The organism is Streptomyces sp. 1331.2, from assembly GCF_900199205.1.
GTDB lineage: Bacteria > Actinomycetota > Actinomycetes > Streptomycetales > Streptomycetaceae > Kitasatospora.
Map to the genome: position 1 here is coordinate 148,085 of NZ_OBMJ01000002.1, position 17,749 is coordinate 165,833.

The 17,749-nt window shown below is 74.0% G+C and carries 23 protein-coding genes and 1 pseudogene; 7 read left to right on the forward strand and 17 right to left on the reverse strand.

What is annotated here, in order from left to right; translation table 11 throughout:
- Window positions 1-27: 27 nt before the first annotated feature.
- The 3 genes from CRP52_RS33745 to CRP52_RS33755 form a co-directional block, all read right to left on the reverse strand.
- A complete protein-coding gene (locus tag CRP52_RS33745; RefSeq protein ID WP_097240645.1) occupies window positions 28-1,095 on the reverse strand; it encodes a zinc-binding alcohol dehydrogenase family protein in 1,068 nt (355 codons plus the stop codon).
- A gap of 145 nt (window positions 1,096-1,240) precedes the next feature.
- On the reverse strand, window positions 1,241-1,534 hold the full coding sequence (locus tag CRP52_RS33750; RefSeq protein WP_097240646.1) for a hypothetical protein: 294 nt from the start codon (window positions 1,532-1,534) through the stop codon (window positions 1,241-1,243).
- 217 nt (window positions 1,535-1,751) lie between these two features.
- The gene (locus CRP52_RS33755; protein WP_097240647.1) at window positions 1,752-2,426 is read right to left on the reverse strand and encodes a TMEM175 family protein; all 675 of its coding nucleotides are present in this window, start codon (window positions 2,424-2,426) and stop codon (window positions 1,752-1,754) included.
- A gap of 253 nt (window positions 2,427-2,679) precedes the next feature.
- On the opposite strand from CRP52_RS33755, the gene CRP52_RS38690 reads away from it, so the two are divergent.
- Both CRP52_RS38690 and CRP52_RS33765 read left to right on the forward strand, forming a co-directional pair.
- Complete coding sequence (locus tag CRP52_RS38690; RefSeq protein WP_179853111.1) at window positions 2,680-3,099, forward strand: SsgA family sporulation/cell division regulator; 420 nt, start codon at window positions 2,680-2,682, stop codon at window positions 3,097-3,099.
- 76 nt (window positions 3,100-3,175) lie between these two features.
- A complete protein-coding gene (locus tag CRP52_RS33765) occupies window positions 3,176-3,442 on the forward strand; it encodes a hypothetical protein (protein WP_097240649.1) in 267 nt (88 codons plus the stop codon).
- Window positions 3,443-3,738: 296 nt separating this feature from the next.
- On the opposite strand, the gene CRP52_RS33770 is transcribed toward CRP52_RS33765, so the two are convergent.
- The 10 genes and pseudogenes from CRP52_RS33770 to CRP52_RS40685 form a co-directional block, all read right to left on the reverse strand.
- Window positions 3,739-5,616: a complex I subunit 5 family protein gene (locus tag CRP52_RS33770; RefSeq protein ID WP_257033184.1), complete on the reverse strand. Its 1,878-nt coding sequence runs from the start codon at window positions 5,614-5,616 to the stop codon at window positions 3,739-3,741.
- A gap of 6 nt (window positions 5,617-5,622) precedes the next feature.
- A complete protein-coding gene (locus CRP52_RS33775; protein ID WP_097240650.1) occupies window positions 5,623-5,967 on the reverse strand; it encodes a sodium:proton antiporter in 345 nt (114 codons plus the stop codon).
- A complete protein-coding gene (locus tag CRP52_RS33780; RefSeq protein ID WP_097240651.1) occupies window positions 5,964-6,704 on the reverse strand; it encodes an MnhB domain-containing protein in 741 nt (246 codons plus the stop codon). Before CRP52_RS33780 ends, CRP52_RS33775 begins: the two co-directional genes overlap by 4 nt.
- On the reverse strand, window positions 6,701-6,988 hold the full coding sequence (locus CRP52_RS33785; protein ID WP_097240652.1) for a Na(+)/H(+) antiporter subunit B: 288 nt from the start codon (window positions 6,986-6,988) through the stop codon (window positions 6,701-6,703). Before CRP52_RS33785 ends, CRP52_RS33780 begins: the two co-directional genes overlap by 4 nt.
- Entirely contained in the window at window positions 6,985-7,284 is a 300-nt protein-coding gene (locus tag CRP52_RS37280; RefSeq protein ID WP_101948334.1) for a monovalent cation/H(+) antiporter subunit G, read from the reverse strand. The genes CRP52_RS33785 and CRP52_RS37280 overlap by 4 nt, the downstream gene beginning before the upstream one ends.
- Complete coding sequence (locus tag CRP52_RS37285) at window positions 7,284-7,541, reverse strand: monovalent cation/H+ antiporter complex subunit F (RefSeq protein ID WP_101948336.1); 258 nt, start codon at window positions 7,539-7,541, stop codon at window positions 7,284-7,286. The genes CRP52_RS37280 and CRP52_RS37285 overlap by 1 nt, the downstream gene beginning before the upstream one ends.
- Window positions 7,538-8,017, reverse strand: a complete 480-nt coding sequence (locus CRP52_RS33795) for a Na+/H+ antiporter subunit E (RefSeq protein ID WP_097240653.1) — start codon at window positions 8,015-8,017, stop codon at window positions 7,538-7,540. Before CRP52_RS33795 ends, CRP52_RS37285 begins: the two co-directional genes overlap by 4 nt.
- A 200-nt stretch (window positions 8,018-8,217) precedes the next feature.
- Window positions 8,218-8,367 carry a hypothetical protein gene (locus CRP52_RS38695; RefSeq protein ID WP_179853112.1) on the reverse strand — a complete coding sequence of 50 codons (150 nt, stop codon included), beginning with the start codon at window positions 8,365-8,367 and terminating at the stop codon, window positions 8,218-8,220.
- A gap of 113 nt (window positions 8,368-8,480) precedes the next feature.
- Window positions 8,481-9,526, reverse strand: a pseudogene (locus tag CRP52_RS33805) (SDR family oxidoreductase).
- Between the two features lie 2 nt (window positions 9,527-9,528).
- Window positions 9,529-10,239 carry a DUF6328 family protein gene (locus CRP52_RS40685; protein WP_306458931.1) on the reverse strand — a complete coding sequence of 237 codons (711 nt, stop codon included), beginning with the start codon at window positions 10,237-10,239 and terminating at the stop codon, window positions 9,529-9,531.
- A 198-nt stretch (window positions 10,240-10,437) separates the two neighbouring features.
- Between CRP52_RS40685 and CRP52_RS33815 the strand changes: the two genes are divergently transcribed.
- Window positions 10,438-10,896, forward strand: a complete 459-nt coding sequence (locus CRP52_RS33815; protein ID WP_097240655.1) for an STAS domain-containing protein — start codon at window positions 10,438-10,440, stop codon at window positions 10,894-10,896.
- A 16-nt stretch (window positions 10,897-10,912) separates the two neighbouring features.
- The gene (locus CRP52_RS33820) at window positions 10,913-11,371 is read left to right on the forward strand and encodes an ATP-binding protein (protein WP_257033185.1); all 459 of its coding nucleotides are present in this window, start codon (window positions 10,913-10,915) and stop codon (window positions 11,369-11,371) included.
- 310 nt (window positions 11,372-11,681) lie between these two features.
- On the opposite strand, the gene CRP52_RS33825 is transcribed toward CRP52_RS33820, so the two are convergent.
- Together CRP52_RS33825 and CRP52_RS38700 are read right to left on the reverse strand one after the other, a co-directional pair.
- Window positions 11,682-11,855 carry a CsbD family protein gene (locus CRP52_RS33825; RefSeq protein ID WP_097240657.1) on the reverse strand — a complete coding sequence of 58 codons (174 nt, stop codon included), beginning with the start codon at window positions 11,853-11,855 and terminating at the stop codon, window positions 11,682-11,684.
- 62 nt (window positions 11,856-11,917) lie between these two features.
- Window positions 11,918-12,073, reverse strand: coding sequence for a DUF6131 family protein (locus tag CRP52_RS38700; RefSeq protein ID WP_097240658.1), 156 nt, complete (start codon window positions 12,071-12,073; stop codon window positions 11,918-11,920).
- A gap of 220 nt (window positions 12,074-12,293) precedes the next feature.
- On the opposite strand from CRP52_RS38700, the gene ctaD reads away from it, so the two are divergent.
- Both ctaD and ctaF read left to right on the forward strand, forming a co-directional pair.
- Window positions 12,294-14,006, forward strand: coding sequence for an aa3-type cytochrome oxidase subunit I (gene ctaD, locus CRP52_RS33835; protein ID WP_097240659.1), 1,713 nt, complete (start codon window positions 12,294-12,296; stop codon window positions 14,004-14,006).
- On the forward strand, window positions 14,003-14,392 hold the full coding sequence (ctaF, locus tag CRP52_RS33840) for an aa3-type cytochrome oxidase subunit IV (protein WP_097240660.1): 390 nt from the start codon (window positions 14,003-14,005) through the stop codon (window positions 14,390-14,392). The genes ctaD and ctaF overlap by 4 nt, the downstream gene beginning before the upstream one ends.
- A 10-nt stretch (window positions 14,393-14,402) precedes the next feature.
- Here ctaF and qcrB read toward each other — a convergent pair whose 3' ends face one another.
- On the reverse strand, window positions 14,403-16,034 hold the full coding sequence (gene qcrB, locus CRP52_RS33845) for a cytochrome bc1 complex cytochrome b subunit (RefSeq protein ID WP_097240661.1): 1,632 nt from the start codon (window positions 16,032-16,034) through the stop codon (window positions 14,403-14,405).
- A 164-nt stretch (window positions 16,035-16,198) separates the two neighbouring features.
- Window positions 16,199-16,522: a plasmid stabilization protein gene (locus tag CRP52_RS33850; protein WP_097240662.1), complete on the reverse strand. Its 324-nt coding sequence runs from the start codon at window positions 16,520-16,522 to the stop codon at window positions 16,199-16,201.
- A gap of 231 nt (window positions 16,523-16,753) precedes the next feature.
- On the opposite strand from CRP52_RS33850, the gene CRP52_RS33855 reads away from it, so the two are divergent.
- Window positions 16,754-17,698: a SigB/SigF/SigG family RNA polymerase sigma factor gene (locus CRP52_RS33855; protein WP_257033186.1), complete on the forward strand. Its 945-nt coding sequence runs from the start codon at window positions 16,754-16,756 to the stop codon at window positions 17,696-17,698.
- Window positions 17,699-17,749 lie beyond the last annotated feature (51 nt).

The following is a 17,749-nucleotide window of genomic DNA, read 5'->3' on the forward strand; positions in this document are numbered from 1 at the left end:
GGACCATCCGGCTGCCCGGCTGCCCGGCTACTCAGTCATGAGCACCGCGACGCCCGTCACGCGGTCCCCGGCGAGGTCCGCGAGCGCGGTGTCCGCCTGGCGCAGGGGGTAGCGGGTGAGGTGGACCGACGGGCGGGTTCGGGCGGCTTCCGTGAGGTAGGCCAGGCCGTCGGCCCGGGTGTTGGCGGTGACGCTGCGCAGCGTGCGCTCCTGGAAGAGGTGGCGCTGGTAGTCCAGCGCGGGGATGTCCGTGAGGTGGATGCCGGCCACGGCGAGCGTGCCGCCGCGGTCGAGTGCGGCGAGGGCGACCGGTACCAGTTCGCCGGCCGGGGCGAAGAGGATGGCGGCGTCCAGCCGCTGCGGGGGCGGGTCGTAGGAGTCCCCGGCGAAGTCGGCGCCGAGCTCCAGGGCCAGCCGGCGGGCGTTCGCGCCGCGGGTGAACACGTGCACCCGTGCGCCGCGGGTGAGGGCGAGTTGGGCGGTCAGGTGCGCGGACGCGCCGAAGCCGTAGAGGCCCAGCAGCCCGCCTTCGGGCAGTTCTGCCCGTTCGAGGGCCCGGTAGCCGATGATCCCGGCGCACAGCAGCGGGGCGAGCTCCTCGGCGGGCGGGCCCTCGGGCAGCCGGTAGGCGAAGCGGGCGTCGGCGGTGAGGTACCGGGCGTAGCCGCCGTGCCGGTCCCAGCCGGTGTAGCGCGAACCGGGGCAGAGGTTCTCCCGCCCGCTGCGGCAGTAGGCGCAGCTGCCGCAGGTCCCGGCCAGCCAGGCCACCCCGGCCCGGTCCCCGACCGCGAACTCCCGGACCGCGGTGCCGGCCGCCCGTACGTGCCCGACCGCCTCGTGCCCGGGCGTGCACCCGGCCGTCCGGGGGGCCAGGTCGCCCTCCGCGAGGTGCAGGTCGGTACGGCACACCCCGCAGGCCTCCACCTCCACCAGGATCTCCTGCGGCCCCGGCGCGTCCAGTGGCCGCCGCACCCGCACCAGCGGGCCCGGTGCCGTCCCGCCCGGTGCCGTCCCGCGGACTGGCCCGGCGACCGGCCCGGGGTGGTCCACCACCCACGCCTCGGATTCCGCCGGCAACGGTGCCGCCGTGGTCATCGCCGCCTCCTTCCCAGGCCCGTCACCCGTTCCCACGCCACCCGTTTCCAGCCTGCGCCGGGAGCGGCAGCACCGCAGACCGGCGGTACGGGGGGTACGGCGATACCGGGCGCTCGGCACGGGTGGCGGCCCGTCGTCCACCGCCTCACAGGGCGTGGGCGAGGACCCGGCAGGACCAGCGGGCGAGCCGGCACCATCCTCGGGCCGCGCCGCCCAGGGCCAGGTACCACCCGATGCCGAACGGCAGGGCGATGGCGAACCAGGACGGGGGTGCCAGCTCGCCGGGCCGCCGGGCACCCTCGCGCGCCCAGCGGCGGCACCGCGAGACGCCCCGGCGGGTCCAGCCGGCGCAGCGCTCGGCGCGCCCGGACCAGCGTGCCGAGGCACGCAGCAGCCCGGTGTGCCAGTCGTCGCGCCGTCGGGCGATCGCGGTCGGCATCGCGGGCTCCGTGGCGAGGACCGCGGGTGGGCGGTCGGGAGGTGGGTGGTCCTGCCACCAGCGTGTCCCTCCGCGGGCTCGGGCCGCAACGCCGGCCGGCGGCCGGGCCGGTCGGACCTCTGCGGCCCGGAGCGGGCGCCGGGGCCGGGTCAGGAGCCGAACATCCCTGAGAAGGCCCGTGGTTGGTGTCTCCGGCGCGACGTGCTGCGGGGCGCGGTCAGGAGGTCCGGCGGGCCGGGGCGAGTTGGTCGTAGCAGTAGTAGACGGCGATGAGGGCGTGGGTGGCGAGCATGGCGACCGGGCTGAGGTAGGCGAGGCCGACGGTGGCGAGGTAGGCCAGGCCGCCGATGCCGAAGCGGCGCAGGGCGGCGCGGCGGGCCTCGGGGGGCACGGGGGTGTGCAGGGCGCGGGCGTCGCGGGTGAAGGAGAGGAAGAGCAGCGAGAAGGCGATGCCCATGGCGACCATCGTCGCGGCGTAGAGCGCGGCGGCCGTACTGGCGTCGTCGTGGCCCGCGGTGAGGTAGGTGGCGAGCAGGCGGGTGGGGTAGGGGATGACGGAGACGGTGAGCAGCAGGAAGAGGTTGGCGAACAGGGTGCGTCGGTCGACCCGGCGGGCGAGGGCGCACATGGCGTGGTGGTTGATCCAGATGATGCCGATGACCAGGAAGCTGACCAGGTACGCGAAGTAGCCGGGCCACTGGCGGCCGAGGGCGTGCAGGAGGGTTTCGCCGTGCAGGGTGTCGGGCTCGGGCACCTGGAGGTCGAGCACGAGCAGGGTGATGGCGATGGCGAGGACGCCGTCGCTGAAGGCTTCGAGGCGGGCGGTGCTGAAGCCCGTCCGGGGGGCCACCGGGGAGGCGCCGGTCTCGTGGGGCTCGTCGGCGGGCGTCATGTCGGCTCTCCAGGGGCGTGGACGGGCAGTGCGGGGCCCGTCGGAGGCGAGAAGGCTACCGGTTCGGATCGGCCGCTCCGGCCTCTCCGGCCTCACCGTGCCGGTGATCGGCTTGACGGACGGTCAACGTGCATGTGAAGTACGGGAGTTGTGCAGATGTCGGGTCTGCCGACTGGTGGGTGGAAGCCGGGGTAGGCGCCGTGGGCCAGGAGCTGCCGCGCCCGCGGCCGGCGCACACCAGGAAGGTGATCAGATGCAGAAATCCGCTGTCCGCCCGATGCCCGTCACGTTTCCCGACAGCGCCGCGCCCGACGTCCCGATCGATGCGGAACTCCGCTTCGACGCCGCGCTCCCGCACGCGGCGTGCCTGGCGTTCCCCTTCGCGCTCAACGGCTGCCCGGGTGGGGGCGAGCTCTGCTGGTACTTCAGCCGCGACCTGTTGAACGAGGGCCGCCATGCCCCGGCCGGCTGCGGGGACGTCAAGGTCAGGCCCGGGCCCGCCGGCGAGGTCCTGATCACCCTGCGGAGCCCCGACGGCCAGTCGGTGCTCAGCGCACCGGAGGACGTCGTCACCGCCTTCCTCGTGGACTCCTTCACCCTGGTGCCCGCAGGGTCGGAGGCCGACCACCTGGACGTCGACGCGGCGCTCGCCCGGTTGTGCGCCGACGACTGACCCGGTGGGCAGGAGCGGCCGCCTCGAACGGCCCACCCCGGGTGTGCGTCCGGCGGCGGTGCCCGAGGCTCGGAGCATGGCATCGATCATCGTGCTCTTCGAGCTGGAGCCCGAGGCGGCCATCGGCGCGGAGGGTGTCGAACCCGCCGTGATCGCGGTGCACGCCGCCGGGGCCGATCCCGAGGTGCCCGAGGACCCGCAGCCGTACACGCTGTGCGGGCTGGAGACGGGCCCGATGGAGCACAGCCACTACCGGGCGGCCAGGCCCGGCGAGCCCTGGTACCCGGCCGCGCTCGCCGATCAGCGCTGCCAGGAGTGCGAGCGCGCCCTGCGCACGCTGTGAGCGGACGACCAACTCACCGGCAGGCCTTCAACGTGATCAGCCCGCTATCACGAACTCGCTTTGTGCGCCAGGGGGTTGTGTGAGGTTTCGTGCGTCAACCCAACGAGTTGACCCCGGCGGTGGTGGAACACCCCGGGGCCCGGCACTGGAGCAGCAACTCCGGATGCAGATTCATCGTAGCGTCTCTGAGCGGGACTTCGCCGTACTTCCCAACGCGGTGCTCCAGAACCGGCGGTTGTCCTTCACCGCCCGCGGGCTGCTCGCGGACCTCCTCTCCCGCCCGGACGGCACCTCGTTCAAAGTTGCGCGGTGAGCGCGACCAGCAGGGCCGCCAGCCCCACCGTCAGCCACGCCACGTAGTCGCCGAGGAGTCCGGAGTGGAGGCGGCGCAGCGGCAGGACGGTGACCCGGTGGAGCCCGCCGGTGCCGCGCCTGGGGTCGCGGCGGACGGCGGCGGTGGCCAGGCCGACGGCCAGCAGGGCGGAAAGCAGGCCGAGGCCGATCCCGGCGCCCGTCCACCAGGCGTCGGGGGCGGGCCCGGGCCCGGGCCCGGGCGGGACGATGCCCGGGTGGGCCAGGGTGTCGGCGAGGTAGCCGTCGCGGTCGGTGAAGGCGGCGGCGCCCGCCGCGAGTGCCCGCCCCACGCCGGGCAGCACGCCGACGGCCAGGCAGCCGGCCAGCAGCAGTCCGGGCACGAGGAGCATCGACGCGGGCGGTCGGCGGCCCGGGGTGCGGATCTCGGGCTCCTCGCCCTCGCCGCTGGTCGCGGCCGTCTCGGGGTGTTCCTCGGGCGGGGCGCCGACGCCGCCGAAGACCCGCAGGCCGGCCCGCAGCACCGCGCCGCCGGTCACGGCCGACACCAGCACGAACAGGGCGGGCAGCCAGGCCAGTTCGTGCCCGGCGGCTTCTTCGGCCACGGCCTTGCCGAGGCCGGTGCCGAACGGCGGCAGTCCGGCCAGGGCCAGCGCGCCCAGGCCGAACAGCAGCCCGGGCAGGCGCAGTTCGCGGGCGCGGCCGTGCAGCCCGTGTTCGTCGACCGAGCCGTACCGGTCCAGCAGGACGCCGGTGAGGCCGAACAGCGCGGCCTTGGCGCCCGCGTGGGCGGCGACGTACACGGCCGTGCCGGCCAGTCCGGCCGGGGTGAGCAGGGCGGCGCCGACCAGGAACAGGCCGACGTGTCCGACGGTGGAGAACGCCAGCATCCGCTTGAGGTGCCGCTGTTGCCAGCACATGACGGCGCCGACCAGGGCGGTCAGCACGCCGAAGGCGAGCAGGGTGTCGCGTACGACGGCGTCCGGCAGGCCGCCGGGGCCGGCGAACACCACCCGGTGGATGCGGGCGGTGCCGTAGACGCCGAGTTCGACCATGATCCCGGAGAGCAGCATGCAGACCGGGCTCGGGGCGACGGCGTGCGCGTCCGGCAGCCAGAAGTGGAAGGGCACCGCCGCGGCCTTGACCAGCGGGCCGGCCAGGACCAGGACGAAGGCGACGACCAGCAGGGCGTCCGGGCCGTGGCCGGGCGTGGCGAGCCGGTCGAGCTCGGCGCCGATCTGGGCGAGGCCGAGCTCGCCGGTGCGGGCGTAGAGCAGGCCGATGCCGAGCAGGGAGAGGTAGGCGGCGGCCGAGTTGACGAGCCCGAAGGCGAGGGCGCCCTGCAGCGGGCGCGGGTCCTCGATGCGGTAGCCGGTGAGCGCGTAGGCGACGGCGCCCATCAGCTCGAAGAAGACGAAGGCGTCGAAGAGGTCACCGGTGAGCGCGAACCCGCACATGCCGGCCTCGAAGAGCAGCAGCAGCGCGGGGAAGAGGCCGCCCTCCCGGCCGGAGGGCTCCTCGAAGTAGCGCCAGGCGTAGCAGAGCACGGCCAGGATCAGGACGGCGGCGAGCAGGGCCAGCCCGCTGCCGAGGCGGTCGGCGACCAGGACGATGCCGACGCTGTGCCCGCCGCTCGGGTTCCAGCCGCCCAGCCAGGACACCGCCCGGCCGTCCGGGCTGGTGCGGGCCCACAGCAGGGCGAGGCAGAGGACGTCGGCGGCGGCGAGGGCGGTGGCGAGCGCGTCGCGGCCCAGGCGGGGCAGCCGGCGGCCCGCGACGGCGAGGACGGCCGCTCCCAGCAGGGGGATCGCGACGGCCAGTGGCAGCAGGTCGGCGGTGTGCAAGGGATCGGCGGTGTGCAAGGGCCGTCACCCCCGCAGCCCGGTCAGGTCCTCCGGGTCCACCGTGCCGTGTCGCTTGCGCAGTTGGACGACCAGGGAGAGCAGCAGGGCGGTGACGGTCGCGCCGACGACGACGTCGGTGAGCGCGAGGGCCTGGACGACCGGGTCCACCACCGGGGCGTCGGTCGGCAGGTCGGAGAAGACGGGGGCGGTGGCGCCGCGCCGGTAGCCGACCGCGAGCAGCAGGACGTAGGTGGAGGACTGGGCGACGGCCAGGCAGCCGACGGCCTGGACCAGGTCGCGGCTGGTGACCAGCCCGTACAGACCGGCGAGCAGGATCCACCCGGCGGCGAGGTAGGGGAAGACGCTCATCGACTGCTTCCGCGGGGGACGACCTCGACCGCCTGGTCCAGGAAGTGGGCGAGCAGCACCACCACGCCGGAGGCGACCTCCACGCCGACGACGGCGTTGACCACCGCCACCAGTCCGCTGGAGGACAGCGTGTTGAAGGTGCCGAGCGGCAGGGTGTTGGCGAGGTAGCCGGCGCCCTCCGCCAGGCCGATCAGGCCGAGGGCGGCGAACGTCCCGGCGGCCAGCGCGTCCGCCACGTCGAGCACGGCCAGCGGGCGGATCCGTTTGAGCACGCGGTAGTCGGCGGCGACGTACGCCAGGTGCAGCGCGGTGGCCAGGGCGACGCCGCCCTGGAATCCGCCGCCGGGGCTCAACTGGCCGTGCGCCACGAGGTATCCGCCGGTCAGCAGGGTGACGGGCAGCAGTGTGGCACCGAACAGCCGGGTGGTCGGCAGGACCGGTTCGGCGGCCGGACGGCGCTTGTGCTCGTCCCGGGCCAGGCGCAGCAGCATGCCCGCGCCGAGGACGGAGCCGAAGAGGATGGACTCCTCGCCGAGGGTGTCGAAGGCGCGCTGGTCGAAGTTGACGGCGGACACGATGTTGGCGGTGCTCCTGGCCAGTCCGGCCGCCACCGCCCGTTCGCCGTACGGGTGTCGGGCGCCGCCGAAGCCGGGCAGCCGGCCGGCGGCGGCGATCAGGCCGGCGGCGAGGACGGCGGCGGCGGTCAGGAACAGCCGCAGCCGGGCGGTGCGGCTCACTCGGGCCGGTCCGTACGGTCGGGGCCTTTCCCGCGCTCGCCGGGGTGCTCCTCGCGGCGCACCCGGCGGACGGTGAGCAGGATCAGCAGCGGGGTGATCGCGCTGCCGACGCCGAGTTGGGAGAGCGCGACGTCGGGGGCCTGGAGCACGGTGAACAGGGCGGCGAGGCAGAGCCCGAGCAGGGCGAGCACGGCGGCCTGGCGGACCGGGTCGCGGGTGAGCGCGGCGGCGGTCGCGGTGACGGCGGTGAGCAGCAGGGCGATCACGATCAGGGTGTCGGTCACCGGTTCGCCTCCCGCCCGGCTTCGGCGCGGACGGTCGCCCGGGCGATGGCCATCGTGGTGACGGTGCCGCCGGCCGCCAGCAGTACCCCGATCACCAGCAGCTTGACGGCCGCCCTTCCCGGGCCGGTGTCCACGGCGAGCGCGAGGGCGACGAGCGGAGCGCCGAGCGTGGCCGCGGGGGAGAGGGCGTGCAGCCGCAGGTACGGGCCGGGGAGCAGGACGAGCCCGAGGGCCCCGAGCAGCAGGGCGGCCGTACCGGCGCAGAGCAGCACCAGGGCGAGGACGTGGCGGTCCATCAATGCTCCTCGCCGGCCAGGAAGCGGGTGAACACCAGGGTGCCGGCGGGGGCGAGGACGGCCAGGTCGAGGGCGAGGTCGGTGTAGGAGCTGCGGCTGAAGCCCTGGGCGAGCAGCAGCAGGAGGACGGAGGTCAGGGTCGCGGCGAGGTTGAGTCCGGCCAGGCGCTGCGGCGGCTCTCCGCGCAGCCCGAGCAGCAGGCAGGGGGCGACGCCGCCGGCACCCAGGAAGGCCGCCGCCAGCAGCCAGGCGTTCACCGCGCGCCGCCCGTCGATGCGCCGCCCGTCGCTGTGGTGTCCGTCAACGCGCGTTCCAGCGAGGAGACTTCACGGCCGAGCGCGTGCACGGTCAGGGTGCCGTCCTCGGTTGCGACGACGTACCCGCCGGGTGTTGCCGAGAACAGGGCGGCCGCCCAGGCGGGCCCGGTGCCGGGCGAGAGGCGGAGGGTGCGGAAGCCGCTGCCGCGCCGGTGTGCGGGCGACAGGACGGCGAGCGCCAGCCGGCCGGTGTCGGCGAGCAGGGTCCACGGGAACGCCCAGAGTGCGTGGGCGAGTCGGGCCGGGCCGCCCGGGGTGGCCCCGGAGGCGCGCCGCACCGCGAGGGCGCCCAGCGCCCCGAGGAGCGCGATGCCGCCGCCGACCGCCACCTCCAACGGCGTGACCGAGCTGATCAGCACGGTGTTCAGCAGCAGCAACAGGCCCCACCAGAGCAGGAGTTCGGTCACCGTTCGCATCGCACGACCCCCGTTCCGGCCGTACCGGCCCTCCGCCGTCTTGGCGGGCGGCCCCCAGGTGTACCGTCCGGCCGGGGAGCGCGTCCCGCGCGCAACGCCGCCGCGTGCGGGATCGTCGTGGCGGACCACCCGTTCGCCGCAGCGCGGGAACGGGCGGTCCGATCATCGGCTGGGTGGGGAGGGGCGTCCTCCGGGCAGGCTCAGTCGGGCGGTTCCTGGGTCGCCGCCGGTTCGGCGGCCGGCTCGGTCACCTCGTACTCCGGGCCGTCCTGCGGGCCCTTCTCCTCCTCGTGCCCGGGCGGTGGCGCGCCCTCGCCGGTCATCCTGGACTCCGGAGTCTCCACGGACACCGGCGGCTCCTTCGGTGTGGTCGGTTCCTTCGGGACTGGGTGGTCCTGGTCGCGCATGCGTCTCAACTCCTCGGGGACGGCGGGTGGTCGGGAACGAGTGGTCGGGAACGGGGTCAGGGGAGCTTCCTTCCCCGGGCGAGGGCGCCGGCCGTCGCGCCGAGCAGGGCCGCGCCGCCGGCGGCGAGCAGGCCGTGGTGCTGGGAGGCCCACAGCTGGGCGCTGCGGTCGCGGGACTCGGCGTCGAAGCGGCCGTGGGCGCCGTGGTCCTGCGCCGCGTCGACCGGGGTCCAGAGGTTGGCCTGGTCCCCGGCACCGGTCGTCCGCTCCTCCGACGGCCGCTCGTCCTCCGGCCCCTCCTGCTGGGCGTCGAGGCCCGTGCGGGCGAGGTAGCGGTCCAGCAGTCCGGGGGCGACCGCGTTGGCGATCAGAGTGGCGGCGGTGCTGGCGCCCACCCAGTACTCCCGCCGTCCGGGGTGGTCGGCGGCGTAGCGGACGGCGCGGGCGGCGAGTTCGGGCTGGTGGACCGGGGGACGGGCCGGGCCCGGCCGGGCAGCCGGTTCAGCACCCAGTCGAACTGCGGGGTGTTGACGGCGGGCAGCTGCACCATCGTCACCCGCACGCTCGAACCGCCCGCCAGCAGCTCGCAGCGCAGCGCCTCGTGCCAGCCCTGCAGGGCGTGCTTGGCGCCGCTGTAGGCGGTCTGCAGCGGGATGCCGCGGTAGGCGATCGCCGAGCCGACCTGCACGATCGTGCCGTGGTCGCGCGGCAGCATCCGGCGCAGCGCGGCGCGGGTGGCGTTGACGTAGCCCAGGTAGGTGACCTCGGTGACGCGGCGGAACTCCTCCGGGCTGATCTCGGTGAACGGCGCGAACACCGACGCGAAGGCGTCGTTGACCCAGACGTCGATGGGTCCGAACTCCTCCTCGGCCCGGGCCGCCACCGCCTCGCAGGCCCGTGGATCGGCGACGTCCGCCGGGACCGTGCACACCGGTGAACCCGCCGCCTCGGCCTCGGCCGCGGCGGCGCGCAGCCCGGCCGCGCCGCGGGCGACCAGCACCAGGCGGTTGCCGGAGGTGGCGAAGGCCCGGACGCAGGCCCGGCCGACGCCGGCGGTGGCGCCGGTGACGACCACGGTGCGGGGGCGTGAAGGCGTACGCATCGTCATGGCGCGCGCCTTTCCCGGGGGGCGTCGCCGAAACGCCACGACGGCCGTCCCGGCCCGGGTGGTTTCCGGCCCGTGCCCGTGCCCGTGCCGGTACCGGTACCCGCGTCGATCTCGGTGGGCTCGCCGAGATCGGGGTCGGTGGGCGGCCGGGTGCAGTGGCCGTTGTGCCGGCGCAGGTGCTGGACCGGCAGGGCCAGCCAGCACGCCACGAACCAGAGCATCACCGCCCCGGCGATCCAGCCCGCCATCACCGGCCCCGCCGCGACCCGGAGCAGGAGCAGCAGGGCCGAGCCGATGGTCAGCGCCAGCAGCGCCAGGCCCCCGCCCACCAGCCGCGCCGCGGCGTCCACCAGCTGGGGCTTGAGCCGGCGCCCGGCGAGGATCCGGTGGTACGCGACCGGGGCGGTCAGCGCACCGGTGGCGAGGGCGCCGAGGACGACCGTGACCACGTACAGGCCGCGGTCGAAGCCGCCGAGCTCGGCGAAGCGCGGCATGAAGACCACGCTCAGCAGGAAGCCGAACAGCACCTGGGAGCCGGTCTGGGCGACCCGCACCTCCTGGAGCAGGTCGCCCCACCGCCGGTCGGCCCGCTCCTCCGGCGACTCCCGGCGGCCGGTCCGGGGCCGGGGCCGGTGGGCGCCGTTGTTCGGGCTGCTGTCCGGGGCGTGGTACGAGCCGCTGTCCGGGCGGGTCTCCGGCGTCGCCATGGTGAATCGCCTCCGCTTCCTCCTCGGCAGAGCGTGTAGCCGCCGCCGGACCGGACAAACGCCCGGTGCGCGGCCGGTGGGCCCTGCACCGCGCCTGGCTCCGTCCGTCCGGCGGTCCGTGCGCGGCACGACGATCGCGCGGCACAATGACCGGTACGGCACCGCGCCGTCCCGACCCGACCCGACCGGGAGCCCGCCATGTCACGGCCAGTCGAGGACCGACCCGGGGGCGACGAGCACGAGCCCGCAGGCCCGGAGCCCACAGGGCTGAGCGTCGCCGTGGACCACGAGGGGGCGGTGCGGATCGTCACCGTCGCCGGGGAACTGGACCACGACACGGCCGACGGGCTGCGCGAGGCTCTTGCGCGGCCCGCGGTCGACGGCCTGGAGCGGATCCTGATCGACCTGCGGGACCTGCGCTTCTGCGACTCGACCGGCCTCAACCTCCTGCTGCGCGCCCGTCTGGCGGCCGAGACGGCGGGGCTGCGGCTGGAACTCGCGGGCCTGCGCCCTGCCGTGGCCCGGCTCTTCGCCATCACCGGCGCCGACAGCGTGCTGCGGATCCATTCCGATCTCGAAACGGCGTTGACGGCGCCCGGCCCGGCCGCGCGCCCCCGTGACGACAGTTCGCGCCCTCGTGACGACGGCCCGGCGTGAGCGTGAGGAGGCCCGGATGAACCAACCCGGGAACGGGCGGCAGGTGCGGGACGCCGACCGGACCAGGCTGCTCGCGCTCGCGGGCAGCCGGGGAGCCGTGCAGCGCAGCCGTGAGTTCAGCCGCGAGGCGCTGGCGGACTGGCACTGGCTGCCGGCCGCCGACGAGGAGCAGCAGGCCGTCGCGGAGGACGTCCTGCTGATGGTCTCGGAGCTGGTCACCAACGCGTGTCTGCACGCTCCGGGTGGCCCGAGTGAGCTGCGGCTGGACTGGGACGGCAGCCGGCTGCGGGTGGAGGTCGCGGACGACAGCCCGGTCCCGCCGAGGCTGCTGCGGGCCGCCGAACCGGGGCGGCCGGGCGGATACGGCCTGCGGGTGGTGGACCGGCTCTCCCGTGCCTGGGGCTGTGTGCCCGAGGGCGGCGGCAAGCGGGTCTGGCTGGAAGTGTCGGCCCCGCTGGACCACCACTCCCGTTGACCGTCTCCGGGCGTTGACGGTATCCGGCTTGACGGCTGCCCGCTCACGCCCGGCCGGGGTGCGGCTGCGGAGGCGGTGCCGGATCGGGGTCCGGGAAGGGCTCCGGCGCCGGGAACGGGGGAACCGGCGGCGGCGCCGGGTCGGGGTTGGGGGCCGGATCGGGGTGGGGGTGGGGGAAGGGCTCGGTGTCGGGGTTCGGGGGCGTCGGGATGGTCAACGTGACCGCCTCCTCGGCGGCCCGGTGCAGGGCACCGGGCCGCGGTGGCTGTTCGTGTTCTCGTGTTCTCGTGGTCGATCGGCGGGCGCCGGATCAGTCCTTGCCCACGTCCTTGATCTTCTCGCCGGCCTGCTTCAGGTCGCCCTTCATCTTCTCGGCGCGGCCCTTCGCCTCCAACGTGCGGTCCCCTGTGGCCCGCCCGGCGGTCTCCTTGACCTTGCCCTTGGCCTTCTCGGCGGCGTTGCGCAGCTTGTCGTCGGTACCCATCGGGTGCACTCCTCCGGTTGCGGGGACGTCTCGTTGTGAGGACGTCCGGTCGGCAGACGTCATCACCAGTAGTGGGATCGGCCCCCCACGGCGTGGCCCACGGCCCCGAGGATCCACAGGACGAGCCCGATGAGGACGAGGACGATCCCGATGGACCACAGGATGCTGATTCCGGTGACGAAACCGATGATCAGCAGGATCACTCCGAGGATGATCATGGGTGGCCTCCTCCGCTGTGCGTTCCTCGGCGGTGTCTTCCGTCGCCCCGGCGTCTGCCCGGACTTCCGCCGCGTAATCACCCCGATCGCATCGGCAGGTCGGCGCGCGGCGCGCCCGGCCCGGCCGTTTCGGCACCCCCGTGACCACAGGTGGTTGCATGGTCGCAGCCCGTGCCCGGTGGGGTGCGCGCGGTCCGGCAGTGAGGACAGGAGGAGACCGATGGCGGAGACCCTGCGGCGGTCCGCGGCCCGTCGAGCGTCCGGCGGGCCGCGCCGGCGCCGGCGTCAGGGCTCGACGCTGCTGCGGTGGCTGAGCACGACGGACCACAAGGCCATCGGCAACCTGTACCTGACGACGGCGTTCTGCTTCTTCCTGTTCGCCGGGCTGCTGGCGATGCTGATGCGCGCGGAGCTGATGCGGCCGGGGCTGCAGCTGGTGAGCAACGAGCAGTACAACCAGCTGTTCACCATCCACGGCACGATCATGATGCTGCTGTTCGCCACGCCGACCTTCGCCGGTTTCGCGAACGCCGTGATGCCCCTGCAGATCGGGTCGCCCGACGTGGCCTTCCCCCGGCTGAACGCCTTCACGTACTGGGTGTACCTGTTCGGCGGCCTGATGGTGGTCGGCGGGTTCCTGACGAACAGCGGCGCGGCGTCGTTCGGCTGGTTCGCCTACGCCCCGCTGAACGGGCCGATCCGCAGCCCGGGGACGGGCGCCGACCTGTGGGCCGTCGGCCTGATCGTGGCGGGCCTGAGCACCATCCTGGGGGCCGTCAACTTCATCACCACCATCGTCTGCCTGCGCGCCCCCGGGATGACGCTGTTCCGGATGCCGGTCTTCACCTGGAACGTGCTGTTCACCTCGATCCTCGCGCTGCTCGCCTTCCCCCCGCTCACGGCGGCCCTGTTCGCGCTGGAGGCGGACCGCAAGCTCGGCACCCACGTCTTCGACCCGGCCAACGGCGGGGCGCTGCTGTGGCAGCACCTGTTCTGGTTCTTCGGCCACCCCGAGGTGTACATCGTGGCGCTGCCCTTCTTCGGGATCATCTCGGAGGTCCTGCCGGTCTTCAGCCGCAAGCCGATCTTCGGCTACCGCGGGCTGATCGGTGCGACCATCGCGATCACCGCGCTGTCCGCGGTCGTCTGGGCCCACCACATGTTCGCCACCGGCCAGGTGCTGCTGCCGTTCTTCTCCCTGGCCTCGCTGCTCATCGCGGTGCCGACCGGGGTGAAGTTCTTCAACTGGGTCGGCACCATGTGGAACGGCTCGCTCTCCTTCGAGACGCCGATGCTGTTCGCCCTCGGGTTCCTGGTGACCTTCCTCCTCGGCGGGCTGACCGGTGTTCTGCTGGCCGCGCCCCCGATCGACTTCCACGTCACCGACAGCTACTTCGTGGTCGCCCACCTGCACTACGTCCTGTTCGGGACGGTGGTGTTCGCGATGTTCGCCGGCTTCTACTTCTGGTGGCCCAAGATCACCGGCCGGATGCTGGACGAACGGCTCGGCAGGATCCACTTCTGGATGCTGCTGCCCGCCTTCCAGATCACCTTCCTCGTCCAGCACTGGCTCGGCGCCCAGGGCATGCCGCGCCGCTACGCCGACTACCTGCCCTCGGACGGCTTCACCGCGCTGAACACCGTCTCCTCGATCGGGGCGTTCCTGCTGGGCCTGTCGACCCTGCCCTTCCTGTACAACGTCTGGCACACCGCCCGGCACGGGGTGAAGGTCGAGGAGGACGACCCGTGGGGCTACGGCCGCTCGCTGGAGTGGGCGACCTCCTGCCCGCCGCCGCGGCACAACTTCCACGCCCTGCCCCGGATCCGCTCCGAGGGCCCGGCCTTCGACCTGCACCACCCGGAGCACTCGCGCATGGCGATGGACGCGCTCGAAGCACGCAACGCAGGACGAGCCGAGGAGAATCCGTCGTGAAGACCGAGTCCTACCTGTTCGCCGGGGTCGCGCTGTTCTTCGCCGCGGCCGCCTCGGTCTACGGCTGGTTCGCGCGCGAGCCGGCCGGCAAGGCCGCGCTGGTCGTGGCCTTCCTGATGTCCGCACTCGTCGCGTTCTTCTTCCGCACCCAGTACTCCCGCCGCGGCGTCCGGCCGCAGGACACCACCGACGCCGAGGTCGTCACCGGCGCCGGACCGCTGGAGTTCTTCGCGCCCCGCAGCTACTACCCGCTGCTCACCGCCGCGGGCGTGGCACTCGCCGGGCTCGGTCTGGTGTACGCCCTGTGGCTGTTCGTCATCGGCATGGGGGTGACCGGCGCGGGCGTCCTGGGCTTCGTCTTCCAGTACGCCCAGCGCGGGCAGTGAGGCCGGCCGGTCAGGGGAGCTCGGCCGGCTCCGGACCCGGCTCGGGTTCGGGCTCCGGTTCCGGCGTGCGAGGCGAAGGCGGCGGTTCCACGGTGTCCCGGTAGTACCAGGAGCTCAGCCCGGCCCGCAGCCGGGCGGGGCGGGAGGCGCCGGGGCCCGGGGCGGGCAGCGGGGGCGGGGTGTCGCGCCGGGCCAGGGTGTGGCGCAGGCCGGCGGGCAGCGGCCGGTGTTCGCCGTGGAAGGCGCCCTCGACGGCCTCGCGGACGTACCCGGTCTCCTCGCCCCGCGCCACCCGCTCGCCGTCCCGCTCCTGCAGGGCCAGGCAGAGCCGCCGGGTGACCCAGAACGCCGCGACCGGGAGGACGAACAGGCTCACCCGCAGGACCAGGTTCAGGCCCTCCACCGGCACGTCCAGAGCGCGGGCGACGACGTCCTGCCCGCCGGCGACCAGCAGCACGACGTAGAAGCACACCCCCGCGACCCCCAGCGCCGTCCGGGTCTGCCGGTTGCGCGGGCGGTCGCACAGGTGCTGCTCGCCCGTCCCCGGGGTGATCCAGCGCTCGAAGAACGGGTAGCCGTACAGGACGGCGAAGAAGAGGCCGGGGAACAACACGGCCGGGATCAGCGGGTTCCAGGGGATGGAGTGGCCCCACAGCCGGGTCTCGGCGCCGGGCATCAGCCGCAGTGCGCCCTCGATGAACCCCATGTACCAGTCCGGCTGCGCGTCGGTGGAGTCCTGGTCGGGGCGGTAGGGCCCGTACAGCCAGATCGGGTTGACCTGGGCGAGGGCCCCGGCCAGGGCGATGACCCCGAAGACCATCGCCATCAGGCCCGCGGTCTGGGCGGAGAAGTGCGGGAACATCGGCTTGCCGACGACGTTGCGGTTGGTGCGCCCGGGGCCGGCCCACTGGGTGTGCTTGAGGTGGAAGACCAGGATCAGGTGCGCCGTGACCAGGGCCACCAGCAGGCCCGGCAACAGCAGGATGTGCGCGCTGTACAGCCGCGGGACGATGTCGTGTCCGGGCGGCTCCCCGCCGAAGAGGAAGAAGCTCAGGTAGCTGCCGACCAGCGGGATCGACAGGATGAAGCCCTGGGCGGTGCGCAGCCCAGTGCCGGACAGCAGGTCGTCGGGCAGCGAGTAGCCTGCGAAGCCCTCCAGCAGGGCGAGTTGGAACAGGGTCAGCCCCACCAGCCAGTTGACCTCGCGGGGGCGGCGGAACGCGCCGGTGAAGAAGATCCGCAGCAGGTGCGCGCAGATCGCGGCGGTGAAGACCAGTGCCGCCCAGTGGTGGATCTGGCGGATCAGCAGGCCGCCGCGCACGTCGAAACTGATCGCCAGCGTCGAGGCGTACGCCTGGGACACCCGCACCCCGCGCAGCGGCGGGTACGTCCCGGCGTAGACGGTCTCGGTCATGGACGGGGTGAAGAACAGGGTCAGGAACACGCCGGTCAACAGCAGCAGCACGAAGGTGTAGAGCGCCAACTCGCCGAGCAGGAACGACCAGTGGTCGGGGAAGACCTTGCGCAGCAGGCCCTTGGCGCCGTCGAACAGCGGCAGCCGGCGGTCCAGTGCGACCGCCGCGTCCTCGGCCGCCCGCCCGGCCCGCTGCCCGGCCCGTTCCCGCCATCTCGACAGCGGCACGCCGCTCCTCCCGTCCGCTCCGGTCTGTGTTCCGGATAGCCATACCGTGCGGCGGCGGCCCGGCCGGACGGGGCTCGCCCGCGCTCGCGGGCTTCACCCGAACGGCCGGGCCGCCGCCGCGGTGGGGTCGGCGGCCGGGTCCGTGGTCGGTCAGCGGCGGTCGGTCAGCGGCCCAGGGCGTCGGCCAGCCGGCGCTTGTTCATCTTCGAGCGGCCGTGGATGTTGCGGTGCTTGGCCTCGTTGTACAGCTGGTCGTAGGTCGGTCCCTGGGCGCCGCTGTGCGAGCGCTTGCCGCCGCGGTGGCCGGAGGAGACGTCGTGGATGGAGGAGCGGCTGGCGGTCTTGGACTCGCCGTGCCGGGCGCGTTCCTTGTTGACCGTCCGGCCGGCGATCTCCTCGGCCCGCTTCTCGCTCTCGCCCCGGTCGAGGGCGCTCTCCTTGATGTGCTCGTACTGACGCTCCCGCTTGGGACTGGATCCTCGGGGCATGGCGGCCCCTCCTCTCGTGGTCCTTGGTGGCCGAGGCTGGTGTGACCCGGCGTGTACCAGGAGAAATCGGAAGAAATCAGCCGAAACATGAATTCTATGTCGTATATCGGGTAGAAGGAGTCGTGCGGCGGCCGCGGGGGGATCCGAGGGCCCGCAGCGAGCGACTGCGAGTCCGTCTGCGATACCCGGGGCCCCCTCCGCCGCTCCTTTCCGCTGCCCCAGGAGACCCACGTGTCCACACTTCCGGAAACTGTCCCCCGTGCCGGCGCGCCGAGCGGCCCGCCCGCCGGGGTGCCGCAGCGGCCGAGCCCGGCCGAGTTGCGGACGATGGGCAAGTCCGAGGCCCGCGAGCTCAGCGACGCGCTGTTCGAGCGCCTGGCCGGCCTCCCCCGCGAGAGCCACGCCTACAGCTACGTCCGCGGCACGATCATCGAACTCAACATGCCGCTGGTGCGCTTCATCGCCGCCCGCTTCCGGCACCGCGCCGAGGAGATGGACGACATCCTCCAGGTCGGCACGATCGGCCTGATCAAGGCCGTCGACGGCTACGACCCGCACCGCGGCGTCGAGTTCGTCACCTACGCCATCCCCACCATCGCCGGAGAGGTCAAACGGTTCTTCCGCGACACCTCCTGGCCGGTCCGCGTCCCGCGCAGCATGCAGGAGCTGTACCTGGCCGTCGCCCGCGGCTCCGACCGGCTGGAACAGCAACTCGGCCGGCTCCCGCACCCCGACGAGATCGCCGAGGACCTCCACCTCACCGAGGAGCAGGTGCTCGACGGGCTGATCGCCGGCCGCGTCCACCGGCCCAACTCCCTGGACGCGCTGCGCGACCAGGACGCCGACGAGAGCGGCAGCGCCATACTCGACCGGCTCGGCGACTGCGACCCGGGCGTCGAACTCGCGGAGTTCCGCACCGCCGTGCGCCCGCTGCTCGCCGACCTGCCCCGGCGCGAGCAGACCGTCCTCAAGCTGCGGTTCTGGGACGGCTGCACCCAGTCCGAGATCGCCGGGCGGATCGGCGTCTCCCAGATGCACGTCTCGCGGCTGCTCAGCGCCACCCTGGCCCGGCTGCGCGAGCAGCTGGAGGACCGCGACGCCCCCGGCTGGGCCGACGGAGCACCTGAGTCGGTCGCGTCGGCGGAGCCCGCGGAGCTCGCCCAGGACCCGTCCTGATTTCCCCTCCCGCCGGGCGTTTCCGTCCCCCCGCAGCGGATAGCCGCAGGG

Excerpts from the sequence above, each read along its gene's own strand:
- CRP52_RS33745 (WP_097240645.1), bottom strand. The coding sequence starts at position 1,095 with ATGACCACGGCGGCACCGTTGCCGGCGGAATCCGAGGCGTGGGTGGTG.
- CRP52_RS33750 (WP_097240646.1), bottom strand. The coding sequence starts at position 1,534 with ATGCCGACCGCGATCGCCCGACGGCGCGACGACTGGCACACCGGGCTG.
- CRP52_RS33755 (WP_097240647.1), bottom strand. The coding sequence starts at position 2,426 with ATGACGCCCGCCGACGAGCCCCACGAGACCGGCGCCTCCCCGGTGGCC.
- CRP52_RS38690 (WP_179853111.1), top strand. The coding sequence starts at position 2,680 with ATGCAGAAATCCGCTGTCCGCCCGATGCCCGTCACGTTTCCCGACAGC.
- CRP52_RS33765 (WP_097240649.1), top strand. The coding sequence starts at position 3,176 with ATGGCATCGATCATCGTGCTCTTCGAGCTGGAGCCCGAGGCGGCCATC.
- CRP52_RS33775 (WP_097240650.1), bottom strand. The coding sequence starts at position 5,967 with ATGAGCGTCTTCCCCTACCTCGCCGCCGGGTGGATCCTGCTCGCCGGT.
- CRP52_RS37280 (WP_101948334.1), bottom strand. The coding sequence starts at position 7,284 with ATGGACCGCCACGTCCTCGCCCTGGTGCTGCTCTGCGCCGGTACGGCC.
- CRP52_RS33795 (WP_097240653.1), bottom strand. The coding sequence starts at position 8,017 with ATGCGAACGGTGACCGAACTCCTGCTCTGGTGGGGCCTGTTGCTGCTG.
- CRP52_RS40685 (WP_306458931.1), bottom strand. The coding sequence starts at position 10,239 with ATGGCGACGCCGGAGACCCGCCCGGACAGCGGCTCGTACCACGCCCCG.
- CRP52_RS33815 (WP_097240655.1), top strand. The coding sequence starts at position 10,438 with ATGTCACGGCCAGTCGAGGACCGACCCGGGGGCGACGAGCACGAGCCC.
- CRP52_RS33820 (WP_257033185.1), top strand. The coding sequence starts at position 10,913 with ATGAACCAACCCGGGAACGGGCGGCAGGTGCGGGACGCCGACCGGACC.
- CRP52_RS33825 (WP_097240657.1), bottom strand. The coding sequence starts at position 11,855 with ATGGGTACCGACGACAAGCTGCGCAACGCCGCCGAGAAGGCCAAGGGC.
- CRP52_RS38700 (WP_097240658.1), bottom strand. The coding sequence starts at position 12,073 with ATGATCATCCTCGGAGTGATCCTGCTGATCATCGGTTTCGTCACCGGA.
- ctaD (WP_097240659.1), top strand. The coding sequence starts at position 12,294 with ATGGCGGAGACCCTGCGGCGGTCCGCGGCCCGTCGAGCGTCCGGCGGG.
- CRP52_RS33850 (WP_097240662.1), bottom strand. The coding sequence starts at position 16,522 with ATGCCCCGAGGATCCAGTCCCAAGCGGGAGCGTCAGTACGAGCACATC.